Source organism: Marinobacter sp. NFXS11 (genome assembly GCF_040148675.1).
GTDB lineage: Bacteria > Pseudomonadota > Gammaproteobacteria > Pseudomonadales > Oleiphilaceae > Marinobacter.
In genome coordinates, this window is sequence record NZ_JAGDDV010000003.1 from 368,871 (window position 1) to 386,987 (window position 18,117).

18 protein-coding genes are annotated in these 18,117 nt (G+C 58.5%); 10 read left to right on the forward strand and 8 right to left on the reverse strand.

Features of this window, described 5'->3' with window-relative positions:
- Nucleotides 1-24: 24 nt before the first annotated feature.
- Nucleotides 25-744 (forward strand): tellurite resistance TerB family protein, encoded by a 720-nt coding sequence (locus J3362_RS17390; protein ID WP_349521460.1) that lies wholly within the window; start codon nucleotides 25-27, stop codon nucleotides 742-744.
- A gap of 3 nt (nucleotides 745-747) precedes the next feature.
- Here J3362_RS17390 and J3362_RS17395 read toward each other — a convergent pair whose 3' ends face one another.
- Nucleotides 748-1,086, reverse strand: coding sequence for a zinc ribbon domain-containing protein YjdM (locus tag J3362_RS17395; protein ID WP_349521462.1), 339 nt, complete (start codon nucleotides 1,084-1,086; stop codon nucleotides 748-750).
- Between the two features lie 40 nt (nucleotides 1,087-1,126).
- Entirely contained in the window at nucleotides 1,127-1,699 is a 573-nt protein-coding gene (locus J3362_RS17400; RefSeq protein WP_349521464.1) for a histidine phosphatase family protein, read from the reverse strand.
- A gap of 273 nt (nucleotides 1,700-1,972) precedes the next feature.
- Here J3362_RS17400 and J3362_RS17405 point away from each other — a divergent pair, with 273 nt between their 5' ends.
- The 7 genes from J3362_RS17405 to J3362_RS17435 all read left to right on the forward strand — a co-directional run bounded on the left by J3362_RS17405 (nucleotide 1,973) and on the right by J3362_RS17435 (nucleotide 10,298).
- Entirely contained in the window at nucleotides 1,973-2,425 is a 453-nt protein-coding gene (locus J3362_RS17405) for a YaiI/YqxD family protein (protein ID WP_349521465.1), read from the forward strand.
- 102 nt (nucleotides 2,426-2,527) lie between these two features.
- Nucleotides 2,528-4,330, forward strand: a complete 1,803-nt coding sequence (locus J3362_RS17410) for an ABC transporter ATP-binding protein (RefSeq protein WP_053114667.1) — start codon at nucleotides 2,528-2,530, stop codon at nucleotides 4,328-4,330.
- A gap of 68 nt (nucleotides 4,331-4,398) precedes the next feature.
- On the forward strand, nucleotides 4,399-5,172 hold the full coding sequence (locus J3362_RS17415) for an ABC transporter ATP-binding protein (protein ID WP_349521466.1): 774 nt from the start codon (nucleotides 4,399-4,401) through the stop codon (nucleotides 5,170-5,172).
- On the forward strand, nucleotides 5,162-6,097 hold the full coding sequence (locus J3362_RS17420) for an ABC transporter substrate-binding protein (RefSeq protein ID WP_349521467.1): 936 nt from the start codon (nucleotides 5,162-5,164) through the stop codon (nucleotides 6,095-6,097). Before J3362_RS17415 ends, J3362_RS17420 begins: the two co-directional genes overlap by 11 nt.
- Nucleotides 6,087-8,117 (forward strand): Fe(3+)-hydroxamate ABC transporter permease FhuB, encoded by a 2,031-nt coding sequence (gene fhuB, locus J3362_RS17425; protein ID WP_349521469.1) that lies wholly within the window; start codon nucleotides 6,087-6,089, stop codon nucleotides 8,115-8,117. The genes J3362_RS17420 and fhuB overlap by 11 nt, the downstream gene beginning before the upstream one ends.
- Nucleotides 8,104-8,925: a (2Fe-2S)-binding protein gene (locus J3362_RS17430; protein ID WP_349521470.1), complete on the forward strand. Its 822-nt coding sequence runs from the start codon at nucleotides 8,104-8,106 to the stop codon at nucleotides 8,923-8,925. Before fhuB ends, J3362_RS17430 begins: the two co-directional genes overlap by 14 nt.
- A 251-nt stretch (nucleotides 8,926-9,176) precedes the next feature.
- A complete protein-coding gene (locus tag J3362_RS17435; protein WP_349521472.1) occupies nucleotides 9,177-10,298 on the forward strand; it encodes a PQQ-dependent sugar dehydrogenase in 1,122 nt (373 codons plus the stop codon).
- Here the strand turns inward: J3362_RS17435 and J3362_RS17440 are convergent.
- The gene (locus J3362_RS17440) at nucleotides 10,292-10,705 is read right to left on the reverse strand and encodes a GFA family protein (protein WP_088559212.1); all 414 of its coding nucleotides are present in this window, start codon (nucleotides 10,703-10,705) and stop codon (nucleotides 10,292-10,294) included. The two genes, J3362_RS17435 and J3362_RS17440, sit on opposite strands and share 7 nt — an antisense overlap.
- Before the next feature lie 121 nt (nucleotides 10,706-10,826).
- Between J3362_RS17440 and dkgB the strand changes: the two genes are divergently transcribed.
- The gene (gene dkgB / locus J3362_RS17445) at nucleotides 10,827-11,636 is read left to right on the forward strand and encodes a 2,5-didehydrogluconate reductase DkgB (RefSeq protein ID WP_349521474.1); all 810 of its coding nucleotides are present in this window, start codon (nucleotides 10,827-10,829) and stop codon (nucleotides 11,634-11,636) included.
- Here dkgB and J3362_RS17450 read toward each other — a convergent pair.
- The 4 genes from J3362_RS17450 to J3362_RS17465 all read right to left on the reverse strand — a co-directional run bounded on the left by J3362_RS17450 (nucleotide 11,605) and on the right by J3362_RS17465 (nucleotide 14,683).
- Nucleotides 11,605-12,282, reverse strand: coding sequence for a DUF6064 family protein (locus J3362_RS17450; protein ID WP_349521475.1), 678 nt, complete (start codon nucleotides 12,280-12,282; stop codon nucleotides 11,605-11,607). The two genes, dkgB and J3362_RS17450, sit on opposite strands and share 32 nt — an antisense overlap.
- A complete protein-coding gene (locus tag J3362_RS17455; RefSeq protein WP_349521476.1) occupies nucleotides 12,279-13,214 on the reverse strand; it encodes an aldo/keto reductase in 936 nt (311 codons plus the stop codon). Before J3362_RS17455 ends, J3362_RS17450 begins: the two co-directional genes overlap by 4 nt.
- 192 nt (nucleotides 13,215-13,406) lie before the next feature.
- The gene (locus J3362_RS17460) at nucleotides 13,407-14,177 is read right to left on the reverse strand and encodes a glutathione S-transferase N-terminal domain-containing protein (RefSeq protein WP_349521477.1); all 771 of its coding nucleotides are present in this window, start codon (nucleotides 14,175-14,177) and stop codon (nucleotides 13,407-13,409) included.
- Between the two features lie 32 nt (nucleotides 14,178-14,209).
- Nucleotides 14,210-14,683, reverse strand: coding sequence for a sterol desaturase family protein (locus J3362_RS17465; protein ID WP_349521478.1), 474 nt, complete (start codon nucleotides 14,681-14,683; stop codon nucleotides 14,210-14,212).
- A gap of 329 nt (nucleotides 14,684-15,012) precedes the next feature.
- On the opposite strand from J3362_RS17465, the gene dacB reads away from it, so the two are divergent.
- A complete protein-coding gene (dacB, locus tag J3362_RS17470) occupies nucleotides 15,013-16,569 on the forward strand; it encodes a D-alanyl-D-alanine carboxypeptidase/D-alanyl-D-alanine endopeptidase (protein WP_349521480.1) in 1,557 nt (518 codons plus the stop codon).
- A 48-nt stretch (nucleotides 16,570-16,617) separates the two neighbouring features.
- Here the strand turns inward: dacB and J3362_RS17475 are convergent, their stop codons facing one another.
- Nucleotides 16,618-18,033, reverse strand: a complete 1,416-nt coding sequence (locus J3362_RS17475) for a DUF4397 domain-containing protein (protein ID WP_349521482.1) — start codon at nucleotides 18,031-18,033, stop codon at nucleotides 16,618-16,620.
- Nucleotides 18,034-18,117: the final 84 nt, after the last annotated feature.

Here is an 18,117-nt window from a genome sequence, read left to right on the forward strand (position 1 = left end):
AGTCGATCTTACAGGAGTGTGTTTATGAACGTGATGTCTGTACTGAACCAGGTAATGAAGCAGGCCCAGGGTGGCCAGTCCCAGGGTAGTGGCATGGACGTCAACAAAATGATGAACAACCTTGGCAGTCAACTCAAGGGCAGCCAGGGATCCGGTTCAGGCATCGACGTAAAGAGCCTGCTGGGCGGCGGCGCCCTCGGCATGATGCTGGGTTCCAAGCGCGGCCGAAAGATGGGCGGCAAAGCCCTCAAATACGGTGCCCTTGCAGGCGTGGGTGTCCTGGCCTGGAAAGCCTATCAGAACTATCAGACCAACAGCCAGAGCCCGGCGCAACCGGCATTGGCACAGCAGGGCCAGCCACTGGAGCAACTGCAGGGCCAGGCGCAGGAACAACGGGGACTGGAAATACTCGAGGCCATGATCATGGCAGCCCGCGCTGACGGCCACATCGACGCCAACGAACGCGCGCTTCTCACCCAGGAAATTGAAAAACTGGGTCCGGATGACGAGCTTCACGCCTGGATTCAGCAGCAGTTCGACGCCCCTCTGGACGCCACTGCCCTGGCACGCAATGCCGACTCACCCCAGGCCAGCCGGGAAATCTACATCGTCAGCGCGGTAATGATCGACGAACAGAACCCCATGGAGCGGGCCTGGCTGGATCAACTGGCAAGCGCCCTGCAGCTCGACCCGGGCCTTGCCAGGGAACTGGAACAACAGATCCAGAGTGCAACAGCGGGGTAGTCGTCAGGCTTTCTTGACGAACTCCGATTTCAGTTTCATGGCACCAATACCGTCGATCTTGCAGTCGATATCGTGATCGCCATCTACCAGGCGGATATTCTTCACCTTAGTGCCAACTTTAACCACGGAACTGGAGCCCTTTACCTTCAGATCCTTGATGACCGTAACCGTATCACCATCCTGAAGCTCATTGCCGTTGGCGTCGCGAATCATCTTCGCGGCGTCAGCCGCCGCAGCGTCCGCCTCAGACCACTCATGCCCGCACTCGGGACAAACCAGTTGAACGCCGTCCTCATAGGTGTACTCAGAACTGCACTGCGGGCATGGCGGAAGCTGCGACATTATCATTTCCTGTTAATTGAATGGGCACAGGATTATACCATCAACGCCCGGGTGAGACCCTCGCCAGCACCGTCGGATCTTCCGAAAGAGGCAGGGCGATAATCGCGCCCTCGTTCGACGAGGGGAAAATCCCGGTCAGGCCCGTAATGTTCACCTGATGCGACACCATGATCACCGGTGCACCGTCCTCCAACTCATTCACCAGAGCAATTGTCTGCCGCGTCTGCGCCGGACCATCGCCACGATTGCGAAAGAAAGAATTCAGCGACGGCCACTCCGTTACCTTCCCCATGTCCATCCCGGTTGCGGTATCCATACAACGGCACCACTGACTGCTGAACACCCGCGCCTCCGTAATACCATGGTCCGCCAGAAACGGCTTCCACGCCCGAGCCTGCTCACGACCGACGTCGTTCAAATTCCGCTGGGTGCTGCAATCGTTGATATCAAAGTTGCCCGGATCACCGGTTCCAGGTGCCAATGCGTGACGCAGCATCAGAACAGCCCGTCCATCTCGCAGTGCATCCCAGGCTTCTTCGTTGTTATCGGCAGCAACGGCCGGTAACGAAACCAGAAGGGCTAACAGGCCTGAAAACAGAATTCGGCAAATCATCTCCAACACCTCTCTTATAAGGTTGCTGCGACCGCGGATAAACCACGGATGTCTGAGAGAGGCATTGGGGCCGTCGTTCCAAAAATGTAGAGGGCCAGGGATGGCCCGAAACAAGCGCACATGGATGTGCTCGTAGCGGTTTTTGGAACGACGGCCTCAATGCCTCAACCACTGAAGTCGAACCACACTCCTAAATACGCGGATACCAACTATCAGGGTCATATCAACAAAAGGTAAACTCCCAGCAGAGCCTAGCCAAAAGAAGGAACCACCATGCCAATCTGGGTCGACGCCGACGCCTGCCCCGTTCCAATCCGGGAAATCCTCTGCCGCGCCGCCACCCGCTGGCAAATCGACACCACCTTCATCGCCAACCACGCCATCACCCTGCCCCCGAGCCCTTACATCAAGCGCCGACAGGTTCCCCAGGGCTTCGATGTGGCCGACAACGAAATCATGGACCAGATGCACAAAGGCGACCTGGTAATCACCCAAGACATCCCCCTGGCCGCCGAAGCCATTGAAAAAGGCGCCGACGTCTTCAATCCCCGCGGCCAGGCCTTCACCAAAGAGAATATTCGCCAGCGCCTGGCCATGCGCAACTTCATGGAAGAAATGCGCAATGCCGGCCAGGTCACCGGAGGCCCCGCCCCTTTCAGCCAGACCGACCGCAAGGAATTTGCCGACAAGCTTGACCGCTGGCTGCAAAGAAACAAACGCAGTTGATAATGATTCTATTTTAAAACCTGGGCAGATCCGCTACCCTTCCCGCCTTATTATTTGCAGGCTCAACGCGGGCCTGCCTGATTCAAGGGAGAGAAGCGGAGTATGTCCTCACACAGCCACCAAACCACCAGCAGCTTTGCTGCCCTGGCCCGCCTGCTGAGATACGCCCGGGGATATCGCCGACAGATCATCGCCGCCACCACCTGCTCGATCATCAACAAACTCTTTGATATCGCCCCGGAAATCCTGATCGGTGTCGCCATTGATGTGGTCGTCAACCAGGAAGAGAGCTTTGTGGCTGGCCTCGGCTTTGAAACGGCCCAGGAGCAAATCACCATTCTGGCCGTACTCACCTTTTTCATCTGGGCCGGCGAATCCCTGTTCGAATACCTGTTCCAGATCCTGTGGCGCAACCTCGCCCAGCGTTTGCAGTCGGACCTCCGGCAGGATGCCTACGAACATGCCCAGCGCCTCGACATGAGTTTCTTCGAGGCCCGCAGCTCCGGCCAGCTGGTGGCCACCATGAACGACGACGTGAACCAGCTCGAGCGCTTCCTCGACGGCGGCGCCAACGCCATGATTCAGGTGCTGGTAACCGTGGTTGCCGTCGGCGCCGTATTCTTCGTGCTCTCGCCGCTCATTGCGCTGCTGGCATTCACCCCCATTCCCCTGATTATCTGGGGCGCCTTCTACTTCCAGCGCAAAGCGGGGCCGCTCTACGCCGACGTTCGTGAAAAAGTGGGTGACCTGTCCAGCCGGCTGGCCAACAATCTGGGCGGCATCGCCACCATCAAGAGCTTTACCGCTGAACAGAGAGAGGCAAAGCGTCTGAAAGAAAGCAGCGAAGCCTACGTGGAGGCCAACCGCCGGGCCATCCGCATCAGCTCTGCGTTTATTCCGGTGATCCGGATGGCCATTCTGGCCGGCTTCCTGGCCACCTTCACGGTGGGGGGCATGATGGCCCTTGAAGGAAACCTGAACGTGGGTGCCTATGGCGTTCTGGTCTTTCTTACCCAGCGCTTGCTGTGGCCCCTGACCGGGCTTGCCGAAGTGATTGATTTGTTCGAACGGGCCATGGCAAGCACCCGTCGGATTCTGGACCTTCTGGCCGAGCCCGTGCACGTGCGTGACGAGGGTGGCAAGGCACTGGCAGAGCCGGTGAAAGGCGATGTTGAGCTGGACAAAGTAAGCTTTCACTATCCCTCCAGCGGCGCAGGAATCCGGGATATCAGCCTGACCGTGCCAGCTGGCAATACCCTTGCGCTGGTCGGCGCAACCGGTTCCGGCAAATCCACTCTCATCAAGTTGTTGCTGCGGTTCTACGATCCGAGCAACGGCCAAATCCGAATCGATGGACAACCCATTCGGGATCTCAGCCTGCAATCCCTGCGTGGCGCAATTGGGCTGGTGAGTCAGGATGTTTACCTGTTCGAGGGCACCATTCGGGAAAACCTTGCCTATGGAAATCCGGCGGCCTCCGATACCGAGATCATTGATGCAGCGAAAACCGCGGAAGCCTGGTCGTTTATCGAAGCGTTGCCCGAGGGCCTGAACACACCGGTGGGTGAACGGGGCGTTCGTCTGTCCGGGGGACAGCGCCAGCGACTGTCCCTCGCCCGTGCACTGCTGAAAAATCCGCCGATACTGGTGCTTGATGAAGCCACCAGCGCGGTGGACAACGAAACAGAAGCCGCCATCCAGCGGTCACTGAAGCGTATCGGCCATAACCGGACCGTGATCATGATTGCCCATCGGCTCTCCACCATCGTTGATGCCGACTCCATCGCGGTCATCGAAGGCGGCAAAGTGCTGGAACAGGGAACTCACCGGGAGCTGCTCGACCAGGACGGCGCTTACGCCAACCAATGGCGTGTGCAGACCGGGCAAATACAGGCAGCCATTTAACGCAATATATATTGATAGTGATTCGCATTTAAATTATTCTGCAGGCCCTCAGCATTTCGGGAGCCTGCATGCCTGTTTTCTTCGACGTTTCCAATCTTGATGTCCGCATTGGCGACACCACCATACTTCAGAACCTGAACCTCGGTTTCGGTGAGGGTGAGGTAACAGCCCTGCTCGGGCATAACGGCTCCGGCAAGTCCACTCTGCTCAAGGTGCTTGCCCGCCAGCTTGCACCCTCAACCGGCAATGTCCGGCTTCTGGGCAAATCCTTCCGGAGCACGGGTGCACGGGAATTTGCCCGCAATGTGGGCTACCTGCCCCAGCATCCGCCGGGAACCGACGGTTTGACGGTTCGCGAGCTGGTTGCCCTGGGGCGCTACCCCTGGCGCGGACCGCTGGGACGCTATAACGAGGAAGACCACCGGCTGATAACCCGGGCCATTGAGGACACCCGACTCGGCCAGTTCCAGCATCGCTCTGTCGCCACGCTCTCCGGTGGTGAACGCCAGCGCGCGTGGATTGCCATGCTGCTGGCCCAGCAAACACGATGCCTGCTGCTGGATGAGCCCATATCCGCCCTGGATGTGAAACATCAGGTGGAAACCCTGCGTCTGGTGCATCGTCTCGCCGAGCAGCGGGATCTTACGGTTGTCTTGGTGCTGCACGACGTGGATCTTGCGGCCCGGTTCTGCGACCGTCTGGTCGCCCTGAAATCCGGGCAACTGGTTGCCGATGGCAGCCCCCGGGAAATCATGGATTCCGGCGTCCTGGAATCCATATATGGCGTGCCCATGGGCGTGATGGAGCGCGCGCCCGGACAGTGGGTGTCCTATGTTCACTAGTTCTGGACGCTGCTGGCGATACGGCGCGGCGCTGCTGTTGAGCCTGATGCCAGTCTTTGCCAGTGCCGCAAGCTGGCAGCACGAACAGGGAACCCTGACCCTGGACAAGACTCCGGAACGGGTGATCGCTCTCAACTGGGCCGCCACCGAGGCCCTGCTGTTACTGGGCGTTACCCCTGTTGGCGTTGCCGATCGCGACGGTTATAACGTCTGGGTCAAGGAACCGGAACTTCCAGAGGGAGTCGCCAATGTCGGCACCCGCGTGGCGCCAAGCCTGGAAGCCATTGCCGAGCTGAAGCCGGACCTGATCGTCACCAGCTCCGAGATGGCTCCCGCCGCAAACCTGCTTCAGCGCATTGCCCCTACCTACGTTGTGAGTGTGTACAAGCAAGGTCCCCGCCCTTTCGAAAAGGCAAGCAACATGCTCACAACCCTCGGTGACATGCTCAACCGGGAGGAACGGGCCGAGGCTGTTCTCAGTGACATCAATCAGACGCTCCAGGCCCAGCACCAACGTCTTGAGGATGCTGGCCTGACCGACCGGCCGGTCGCACTGGTGAACTTTCTGGACGACCGTCACGTTCGCGTGTATGCACCCAATGGACTTTATCAAAGCGCTCTGAACGCCCTTGGCCTTGAGAATGCCTGGCCCCACACGGGTAATTACTGGGGGTTCTCGGTCGTCGGGCTTGAAGCACTTGCGCCCTATCAGGACAGCCGGATTGTTGTCATTTCTCCGACCCTGCCCGGGTTGTCTGACACCCTGGCCAATAGCCCTTTCTGGACTTATCTGCCTCCGGTCCAGCGCGAGCAGGTGTACCAGATTGATCCGGTCTGGCCGTTTGGCGGGGTCTTCCCGGTCAAGCGACTGGCGACGTTACTTGCCGATGGCCTGCTGGAAGGAGGTTCAGACAATGTACGCTGAATCCGCGACCAGCCCGGTCGCTCAGCCATCCCTGCCAGCGAGACTGCCGGTGGCTGCAGCATTGATCTGGTGTGGCGCGTTTCTCGCGAGCGCCGCGCCCTGGTTTGGCCAGCTCGACCCTGGCGCCCTCATCGCCGCTTTCTGGACGTTCGACGCCAACGATTACGCTTCGGTGCTCGCGCATTACAGCTGGGCCCCCCGGGTCGCCATTGCGGTCCTCATTGGCTTTGGTCTTGGTCTCGCCGGCGCGGTTACCCAACAGATCCTTGGTAACCCTCTCGCCTCCCCCACAACCCTGGGCGTGGAGGCAGGCGGCCAGTTCGGTATAACGGTGGCGACCATGTTCTTTCCCGGCCTGCTCGCCTTCAGTCCAGACCTCGTGGCAGTTTCCGGCGGGCTACTGGCCATCGGACTGGTCATCGCGCTCACCTGGCGCCTGGGCTTTTCACCGGTCACCGTGATACTGGCCGGGCTTGTTGTCACTTTTTTCCTAGGCGCCGTAAACATGGCGTTCCTGTTACTCAAAGGCGAATGGCTGGGGAACCTGTTCATCTGGGGCGCGGGTTCGCTAGTCCAGAATAACTGGCAACCGTTTATGGAACTCTGGCCCCGGGTGCTGGTGTTGGGCGTATTCATGGTCCTGTTGATGCGCCCGCTGCAGGTCATGCAACTTGGGCAGACCTCTGCCCGCTCCCTCGGTGCCAAGGTCGGTCTGATTCGGGTGCTGGCGCTATTTCTGGTGGTCCTGATGAGTGCCACCGTGGTCAGCCGGGTTGGTGTCGTGGCCTTTATCGGTCTTGCGGCACCGGTGCTGGCAAGGCTGCTGGGTGCCCGTACACTGTCTGAGCGGCTGATCTGGAGCAGCCTCCTGGGCGCGGGCCTGCTGTTGCTGGCAGATACCCTCGCCCATTGGGCATCCACCTGGGGCGACGGATCGCTGGTGCCAACCGGCACGACCACCGCCCTGATCGGCGGGCCGATTATCCTGCTGGCCCTGCAGGGTTTGAAGAACACCCATCATATGCCAGGGGAGGATGACAGCCCCGCCGGTTTCCTGCCAAAGAGGCGCTCTATTTTCCTGACTGCTGGGGTCATAGCGGCTCTTCTGCTGGCCACCATCGTAATCTCCATGGGGTGGTCTCCGGGACTGGACGAATGGAGCTGGACTCCGACCGCCCAGTGGCACGAGGCGTGGGTCTGGCGCGGCCCCAGATTACTGGCCGCCATTCTTGCCGGCGTGGCCCTGGGCCTTGCGGGCACACTGATCCAGCGCATGACAGGCAACCCCATGGCCAGCCCGGAGATGCTCGGCATCAGCGGCGGCGCGGCGGTGGTCATGGTTCTGATCGTACTGTTTGGTGCCGATATTGGGCGCGCTGGACAGCTGGGCGCGGCCACCCTGGGTGCGGCAGCTGCGCTGGGGTTGCTGATTATGCTTGCCCGCAAGCACCGGTTTGCCGGCAACCAGCTCCTGCTTGGCGGGCTCGCCTTATACGTGTTCATGGACGCGGGCCTTCGCCTGGTCATGGCTTCCGGTGGCACGGTCGCCTCGCAGCTTCTCAACTGGATGTACGGTTCCACCTGGCTGGTTTCAGAAGTCGAAGCCCTGGGGCTGTTGGCACTCATTGTGCTGATTTCGGCCGGCCTCCTGGTGATTATCCGGCCCCTGAGCATTCTTCCCCTGGGAGAAACATCGGCCAGCTCACTGGGCTTGCCGGTGACGAAAGTCCGTCTGATGTTGCTTCTGTTAGCAGCGTTGCTGACCGCTTCGGCGACGGTCGTGATCGGCCCACTGAGTTTTGTGGGACTTATTGCACCCCACCTGGCCCGTGTTCTGGGCCAGCAGACCGTTGGGCGGCAACTCGTTGTTGCTGCCCTTGCCGGCGGTCTTCTGCTCGGCATGGCAGACTACCTGTCCAGGATTGTGGTTTACCCCAACCAGCTTCCGGCGGGGCTTCTGGCAGCTCTGGTCGGTGGCCTGTATTTCCTCTGGGGGCTGAGTCGCCATGGCAGAGCCTGAGCGTAACCCGGGAGTCGGTCCCCGGGGTCGGGAATACTACCGTCTGCTGAGTCAGTCAGGGCTGGATGGTGAAACAGTTCTTGCCGAGGCTCTCCAAACGCAAGCTGGTGCGCGAAGCGGCCTCTTTTCTCTGGCCCAGTGCCTGGAGCAACCGTCGCTACTGCTCAGCCAGGCTGGCATCGAATACCCTGACAACGCCGGGCCCCGGGCCGTGCGCGCGTTTGTTTCTGTGCTTCAGCAGGATCTGGCGCTCAGCGTGATTGCGCCGCTGACCCTGAGGCTGTTCCGCGACGGCCACGCGCCTTTACCGGATGCCAAAAGAATATTCCTGGCTCCGGCGGACCACCCGAAACAAACCGTATCCCGTTGGTTTCAGCTGCCGGGTGGCGAGGGTGTTGATGAAGAAACGTTTGTCAGGTTAGCAGGAGCTCTGACAGCTGAGTGGTACCCTGTCTTCCGGCGCCAGTTGGGAGTCAGCCCGGGCGCCTATTGGAGCAGTACAGGTCTTGGACTGGGGGCGCCGTTTTCAGCCGTGTGGAACCGGGTCGAACCGCAAGCGCTTTGCCAATTAGCGCAAGGCTGGCTGGAGCAATTTCAAAACGATGCAAACCAGTTTATTGACTGGATTCCTGCGGTGTTCGGTGAGCAGGCCACGGCAATACCCCAGCGAAAGGGGTGTTGCCTGAAATACCTGCTGCCGGAGGGCGGTTACTGCGGTACCTGTGGCGTACATCGCAAGGAACGATTCGCCGCTCTCATGCCCCTAGAGCGGACGACAACACCAGGCCAATGGCAGCCAGGCCAATAAGCACACCAGCCCCTGCCGCCAGTTTCAACCCTTCGATCATTTCCTGTTCGGGTGCCATTCCTTTCTCTCCCGTTTGAGGTGAACCCAGTGGCTCTTACTTTATTGCGAATGATTTTCCTTTGCAATAGAAGGCCGCTGATCTGTAATCCAAAGGAAGCCCTATACTCTTGATAATGGGACACGCTTCGGCGAAGCCCGCTTCAACTGCTACTCTCAATGTTCACACGGCACCGGTAGGAACGGAGGCTCCAATGGGTATACTCAAACACCTTGTACTGACAGGCAGTTTAATGCTGGTTGCCGTTACCAGCATGGCAAACCCGACCTTTTCCTCCGACAAAACCGATTTCCGGCTCGAGACCATTGCACAAGGCCTCGAGCATCCCTGGAGCCTGGCGTTCCTGCCGGATGGCTCCATGCTGGTGACGGAGCGGGAAGGACGGCTGCGAATGATCCGTAACGGTGCGCTGTTGAGTACCCCTATCAGCGGGCTACCAGAGCTCGTCGTATCCGGCCAGGGCGGGCTGCTGGACGTGATTCTGCACCCGGAATTTGAACAGAATCAGATTCTTTTCCTGAGCTATGCCCATCGAAACCGTGACGGCATGACCACCCGCGTGGCACGCGCCCGACTGGACGGAGAGCGCCTTACCGGCGTTGACACCATCTTTGAAGCGCTACCCCGCTCGAACACCAGCAGGCACTTTGCAGGTCGGATGGAATTTGATCGGGAAGGCAATCTTTACATATCCGTTGGAGACCGCGGCGAGATGGACCGGGCCCAGGACAATGGTGATGATGCTGGTGGCGTTCACCGGATTACGACTGACGGCGGTCCCGCGCCCGGCAATCCTTTCCTCGACACCAGCGGCGTTAACGATACTTTTTACACAACCGGTAACCGCAATATCCAGGGCATGACCATCCACCCGGAAACGGGCGAGATCTGGAGCCACGAGCATGGCCCCTGGGGTGGCGACGAAATCAACATCATCCGGGCAGGCACCGATTACGGCTGGCCGACAATCACCTACGGCATCGACTATTCCGGCCTGCCCATCACTGACGAGACCGAAAAGGAAGGCATGGCCCAGCCACTTCATTACTGGGATCCGTCCATTGCGCCATCTGGCATGGCGTTCTATACCGGTGACCTGTTCCCGGAATGGCAGGGGGATCTGTTTGTGGGAGCGCTTAAAATGCGCAAGCTGGTTCGACTGCGCATTCAGGACGGAGAAGTAACAGAAGAGGAAAATCTGTTGATCGATCTCGGCGAGCGTATTCGTGACGTACGCATGGGCCCGGACGGAGCCCTGTGGTTGCTGACGGATTCACCGCGGGGCAAGGTTTACCGGATGGTACCGGTTCAATGAGGGTCGTTGGTTCGCTCGGTCTTCTCGAACTGCGGCAGCTCGTCGGTAATCTCAAACCAGTCGGATTTTGAGCCGACAAAAACGTGCTGGGCAGCCCCTTTCCCCAGGGGTTCGTTGATCCAGCCTACCCGCAGCCGGAGAATCCCGGGAATGGCATCAACACGACTGTAAAGCTGGCTGCCGCAACGGCTGCAGAAGCCCCGGTATTTGCCGGGGCGAGATTCGAACTCGGTAATCCTGTCTTCGCCTGATACGAACCGGAACCGCACCTTTTGCACCGGAGCGCTGGCCGAAAACGCGCTGCCGTGGGCACGCCGGCACTGGCTGCAATGGCACAGGGCCACCGGGCCAAGAGTGCCATCGTATTCAAAACTGATATCGCCACATAGGCAACGACCGGTGTACATGGGACGGGCCTCACTGGTTCGGTCCACGGATTGATTCAGGCGCGATGATACCGGGCGGCCACTTGAAGAACCAGTGTGCCGGCACCACTCTAAGAACACAGCATTCGCTAAGGAGGACATTATGTCATTCAGTGCACTTCCGAAGATCGGCATGGGAACCTTCCGGCTCAAGGGCAACGACGCCCGTGATGCCGTCAAGAGCGCCCTGTCCCTGGGCTACCGCCATATCGATACCGCCCAGATGTACGGGAACGAAGCGGAAGTTGGCGATGGCATTACCTCCAGTGGGATTCCTCGCCGGGAAATCTTCCTTACCACCAAAATCTGGCATGATCAGCTGCACGCCAGCGATCTGATCAACAGCCTGCATGACAGTCTCGCGCGGCTGAAAACCGACCATGTGGATCTGGCGCTCATTCACTGGCCATCGCCCGATGACGAAGTGCCCATGAAAGAGTATCTCGGCGCCCTGAGGGATGCCCAACGCGAAGGTCTGGCCGAGCACATCGGCATTTCCAACTTCACCTGCGCCCAGATGGATGAGGCAAAAGAGATTCTGGGCGACACGCCCATTTTCACCAATCAGGTAGAAGTGCACCCCTTCCTCGCCAACCGCAAGGTTGTGGAGCATGCCCAGAAGCTAGGCATTACCGTGACCGGCTACATGCCGCTGGCCGTCGGCAAGGTGATGGAGGACGAGACACTGCAGCGTATTGCCGGTGAGAGAAACCTGACCCCGGCGCAGGTAGCTATTGCCTGGGTGGCGTCGAGAGGCGTTGTGCCGATCCCCTCCTCAACACGTCCTGGCCATCAGAAGGCTAACCTGGAGGCGCTGGAGGTTGAGTTGAGCGAGGACGAGATCCGCGCCATTGATGAGCTGGATCGCAACGAGCGAATCGCTAATCCAGGCTTTGCGCCCGCCTGGGACTGAGCCAGAACCCGGCTCCAACCAGCAAGAGCGTAGCCACCGGGGTGATAAGCAACCACCAGGTCTGAAGCACCCATAAGATGGCTGCGCTGAACAGACTCCATAACACCAGCAGCGGCAAGTAAAGCCAGCGCCAGGTCCGGGTCATGAGTGCCAAGGCCAGCGCGCCGGCCGCTGCGGTAGTGCCGGGAGCTACGCCAAACAGCGCGACCGCATGCCACTGGCCGGAATCAGCTATCGCCAACCAAGGCAATCCACACACGGCGATCAGCCAGAGTACGGCAAATTCCCCGACCGAAAGCCTGCTGTTATCAATGCCGCCGGCAAATACGGCAGCTGCAAGCAACACGCCCTGAGCCACAAAGGCCCAACCAAACCACGCCGCCGGCCAATTAATGGGGCCGAAATAGCCCACCAGAAACCCGTAACCACTAAAGACCCAGGCAAGCGCCATCAGCCCGACTGCCAAACGCAGTGCCGCCTTGTTTTGCCTCAGGATCAGCACCGGTATAAAAATGGCAATAATCACCGCCAGCAACTGCCAGGGCCAGAGATCCTGGTTGATCCGAACAAACAGCCGCAGAAAAACCTGCGGCCCGAACATCACGAAATCCTGCAGCGAGTAGCTCAGCCAGTCAGCCCCACTCACAGCGACCTCACGTAATCCGCCATCCGCTGGCGCTGATCGGCATCGGGCAATTTACCGTACATGGCGCCCATGTTTTCCTTCATGTGCTCAACCTTGCTGGTCGCCGGGATGGCACAGGTCACCGCCGGATGGGAAATGATGTACTTGAGAAAGAACTCCGCCCAGTTGCTGACGCCGACCTCCCCGGCCCAACCAGGCAGTGGCTCCGACTGAAACCGACGGAACAGCGAACCACCCTGGAATGGACGATTGACGATTACCCCGATTCCCCGCTCCTCGGCCAGTGGCAGCAGCCGGTCCTCAACCTCGCGATCCAGGACGTTATAGGTCAGCTGCACGAAATCCAGTGGTTCCCGCTCCATAATCTGCGCGAATTCGCGATGCCGGCGACCATGGGACGTGGTGATGCCGATATACCGAACTTTACCTTCAGACTTCATCTGCTTGAGCGTTTCAAGATGCCCCTGCCAGCCCAACAGATTGTGCACCTGCAACAAATCGAACCGGTCAACACCCCAACGCCTGCTCGAACGCGCCGCCTCCGCCCGGGTTTCTGATTCATCGCCGGTCCAGATCTTGGTAGCTGCAAAAATCCGGTCGTGGCCGTCCAGAGCGTTCAGCGCCTCGCCCATTACATCTGCAGCGCTGCCATACATCGGCGAGCCATCGACCACCGTGCCGCCGAGCTCGAAAAAGCTTTTCAGAACCTCAGTGCGCTGGGCGATTAATTGTTCGTCACCACCAACGTTGAAGGTGATCCAGGTGCCCATGCCGATTGCAGGGATGGATTCGTCTGTGCCGGGAATCCGGCGCATGATGGGAGATAATGCAGTGCTTCCCGATGTGTTTGCGAACAGCATCGGGGCTTTAAGAGCAATTCCGGCGAGGCCGGAACTGATCAGGAACTTCCTTCGAGTAATCTGATTCGCCATAGCGCCCCCACTGACAGAAATTTCAGTGCGAATAGCACGATGCTCAAACAGCGCGGGCAGGTCATCCCTTCTCCAGACCGTGGAGGGCCACGGATGGCCCGACCGAGCCTACATGGAAGTATTTACGGCGTGTCTGGAGAAGGGATGACCCACCCGGGCGGCAGCTACATGGCTGACAGTCTTACCAACAACTCAGTTCCCGTAGTGGGCATCAAGATATTTCAGAATACGGGCAGACTCGAACAGGCCTTCCCCGGTATTGGGGTCTTCAAGATAGGGCACCTGAACCCGCTTGTGCACCTGGAAAAACGCATCCCGCTTGCCACCGGGAATCGGCGTATAAGGCCCCGGCTTGATGCGCTGCTTCGCTGGCCCGATCTCTGTCCAGTGCTCCTTCCCGAGGTTGTGCAAGGTATACGGAATTTCCAGCTCACACAGCCGCTCACGCACGAGGCGTGAAAACGGGCTGCCCTCGAAACTCCAGAGGTGCAACGGCTCCTCCGGCCGCTTGCCCGGGCTGGCTCGCAGCCCCCGCATGGCGCTTGTCACAGATCCAACCGAACCCAGGACCGGCTGCCACACCCGGCCACGATAATATGATGGCACCGGACGACCGGTGTAATGCTGGAACAGGTACTCGATGATTTCTTCGGATTCGTACATAACTGTCCCCGTATTCTGGTCCGCCAGCAACGGGAACTGCTGACGACCTCCCAACGCCTCCGCCTGGGCCCGGAAAACCGACCCGCCCTTCGGACAGGGCCGGATTTCCACATCCAGGTTAAGGGCAGTCAGGGCTTCACGAACGCGACGGCAGTACGGACAGCCCTCCATGTCATAGAGCACGATCGGCTTTTCCGGCTGGGGAACATTTTTTACCACCAGGCAACCGCGCCAGGCAGTGAGCGACGATGTGGCGACCGAGCCCAGCACGTGGACGTTATGAGACAGCATATTCGACATAAACAAACCTTTTGTTGGAGACCACGCCATTATCACGCAATCTGACGATTTTCCATTGGCTCCCGGGTACCCATGATGTGGTCAAACCAGGGCTTGGTCACGCACCAGTTGGCGTTGGGGTTCGGCCCCATATGGTGATCATAGTGCCATGGCAGGTTCTCCCTCGCCCAATCCGGATCCAGATGTGAGCGCTTATGTACCCGGTAGTAATTCCAGGCGCTGTAATAGAGAGTACCCACAAAAAAAGGTGCGAATGGCAGCAGCGGAGTGACTGCTGCAGCCCCCGCAACCAGGGCAGCCACCTCCTTGGTTTGGGCATTCCAGGTCAGGGGCAGTCTGCGATAGTCGTCATCCAGGAAGCCATTTCGCCGGACATTTCGGTGATGATCGTGCCAGTGAAACGACCAGAAACTTGCCCGGTTCCGGCCCAGCTCATGAAGAACGTGTTTATGGAATACCCATTCCACGCCATTGGCGGTCAAAAGACCCAGTGGAATACCAATCATGGTGTCCTCCTTTTGTTGTTTTCGGAACACTTGGTTACACATTCATCAGGAAACGCCTTTTCGGCCGCGAATTCCATGACTCAAACGCCGGAAAAAGCACCCATGAATCCGATAGCAAAGTCATGGACAACCCGAAGGTTAATTTTTATTCACCTAACTCCATGATTCGCAAGGGCACTTACATCGCGTCACAAAAGTTCAATACAAACAACGACACTACTGCCATTTTTTAACGTCATGTAGAGCTTTTCTGCATAGTACAAACCGGCAGGATGGGCTATTGTTGGACTATAGGAACTCACTGGATAGCGATCATGGTAGCCCCGGGTATGCGGCGTTCTGAAAGTAGAGAAAAAACAGGTTCTGGATTCAGACGGTCTCTTTTGGCATCCCTCACGGCCCTTGCCGTGATTACCACCCCGTCCGTTGTGGTCGCCGAAGACGATAATTCCGGTTTCTCGGGAAATCGCCTCTGGACGAACCAACTTCAGGATTACGCGCTCAAGTCCCTCCACAATGAAGATGCCATGAGCATGGCCGCCATTCCGTTGAATGGTCCCGGCATTAATCAGTACATCAATGCCGATGCGCTGATGAGCCCCGGTTCCATCATGAAGCTGGTGACAACCTTTGCGGCGCTGGAGGTTCTCGGGCCCAACCACCATTGGGATACCGATTTCCTGACCGACGGTGTCATGGTCGGCGACACTCTCAAGGGTAATCTCTACGTCCGCTTCGGAGGCGATCCCAAGCTCACTATTGAACGCCTCTGGACCACACTGGGTGAGCTTCGCAGCATGGGAATTACCAGAATCGAGGGAGACCTGATCCTTGATGGTTCCTACTTTCAGGTAGACGGTGGTTTTCCTGCGTTTGAAGACAACGGCGACAACCCCCACGCGCCGTTTCTGGTGGAACCGTCCGCCTATCTGACCAACCTGAACCTGATGCATTTCCAGGTGCGTGCCGATGAGCGTGGCACCCAGGCCTGGAGCACGCCCTCCCTGGGCGAAGTTGTGATCGACAACCGTGTGGTTGCCACTGCAGAAGGCCCGTGCCCATCACGAAGAAACTTTGAATGGGAGCCCATCATTCACGAAGACCACCGGGTGACCGTTCGGGTAACCGGTAAACTTCCCCAGGGCTGCCGAACCACTACCTATCTTTCATTGCTGTCCCATGAGCAGTACAGCGCCTCGTTGATTCGCTCCTTGCTGGCAGACCTTGGCGTCGTGGTGTCAGGTGGGGACCTGAATGGCGTGACGCCTGAGGATGCCCGACTGGTGATGAAAACCACCTCGCCGGACCTGGTTACCATGGTGAGGGACATCAACAAGTGGAGCAGCAACGTGATGGCGCGCCAACTGCTCCTCACCATTGGTGCGGAAAACCGCCAGGAAGATGAAAGCGATGACCGGGTTGCCGGTATACGGGTGATCTACGACTGGCTTGAAAACAAGGGCATCAATACCGCCGGCATGGTGATCGACAACGGCGCTGGCCTCACCCGACACGGGCGAATCACCGCGCGCCAGGGCGCTCAGATTCTGGAGCATGCCTGGAACAGCGCCTACTCCGCAGACCTGATGGCCTCAATGCCCATTATCGCAATGGATGGAACCATGGCACGCCGCCTGCGCAACACCGGCATGGATGGCGAGGGTCGCATCAAGACCGGTTACCTGGAAAATGTGAGATCGATCGCCGGATTCACCCGCGATTCCAATAACACCACCTGGGCCGTGGTCGGGATGGTCAATAACGATCCTGCCTGGAATGGCCAGGCAGTGCTGGACCGCATTCTGTATTCGCTGCACTTCAGGCCGCCGACCGGGACCGCTATTTCACATGCGGCTTCCGGCACTTCTGAGACTAGCATTCAATAAAAAGCCCCGGCCGTGGCCGGGGCTTTTTCAAAGATTTAACAGTGTGCCTTACTGAGGCTGCCCAACGAAATCATCGAACAAGATCAGCCCTAGCGCTTGCAATGCCGGATCTGCATTAGCTGGATCCGCATCCCGTGCAACTACCGTGTAGACTCCACCTGCATTAAGCTCAACACCTTCGGCGGTGATTGCCGGTGTGCCCGTTCCTGTCGGTGCAATGTAGACGTTATACGTGCCCTCGGCTATCGGAAGATAGTCAGTTACCGCTTTGAAGGGAACGTCGGACAACGCCGGGTCTGAGTTACCGATACCGTTCTGAGTGCCGGGAACCAGATAGATGTCTACATTGCCGGCCGCAGTTGAAGCATGAACGATTCTCAGGGAGGCTTGGGTAGCAATGCTGCGCACCGTATCCTCTGCGACAAGCGCCTCGATGTTCGCCAACTGACCGACCGCAAGAACGCTATAACCCTGGCCGTTGGCAAGGGGCAATGTCTCATCAATGACAACCTGTCCGCCACCTAGGCCGGTTCCAGCAGCCGCTACCCGAACCCGGGTATCCCCGGCCGGCAAAGCAGCATAACCATCAAGGAAGGCAAACGGAGAAACACTGCCGAACGGGATATCGGACAATGCCGCCGGACCTGTTTCACCAACAAAAACATCTACGTTAGGTGCATCAGAAGAGGCATGCACAACGCGTACTCCTGCGTCCTGACCTGCGTCGAAAATCTCCGCAACTTCACTGCCATTCAGTACGACCAGACTGATTGGACTTGCATCGCCGTTTGCACCCGTGTTGTCAACGGCGCCGACCAGAAGATCAGACCCGGCTGGCAAGCCAATTTGGCCACTGTCGTAAACAACGGTACTGGAACCCGCAGGGGTAACCCGAATCTGGTAATCGTCTGAAGCGGGAAGCTCCAGTGGACCTACACTTTCCTTGAAGGAGAAGCTAAAGGTAGCTTCGGCAGGAAGCGGATCACCGGACGCAGTCACATATACATCCACTGGACCGCCTGCAGCTGTCTGAGCATCAGGCGACAAATGCGCAACCCTCAGGCGCGCACTGTTGGCATCATCACGAGCACCATCATCCGTCAAGATCAGCGGCTCAATGGTCTCGTCACCAACTTTGCCAACTGCGATCACGTCATAGTTGGTATCCGCACGCAGCGATACGCCGTCAGCGGAAATTACAGTCGCGGTAGCACCGCCGGGCAGCAATCCATCAACCGCGATATCGGCAAGACCGGCACCCGGAGTGAGGACGGCAGCCTGCTTATAATCAGCACCTGGAACGACAACATCACCGTTCACCCGTACATTCACCGCAGGTGCATCAGAGGACGCATGCAGGACCCGAACACTGGTTGTTGCTGGATCATCATCGTCATCAAGCCAACACCCGGATAGCACAACGCTACCCGCCAAAACCATCGGTAAAGCATATTTTGTCTTCATTTTTCAAACTCCCCACTTTTGAGGTTGTTTACCAGGATTTGAGTGGTTCGAACCTGCACAATTTCCGTCCATGAATCATGCGTC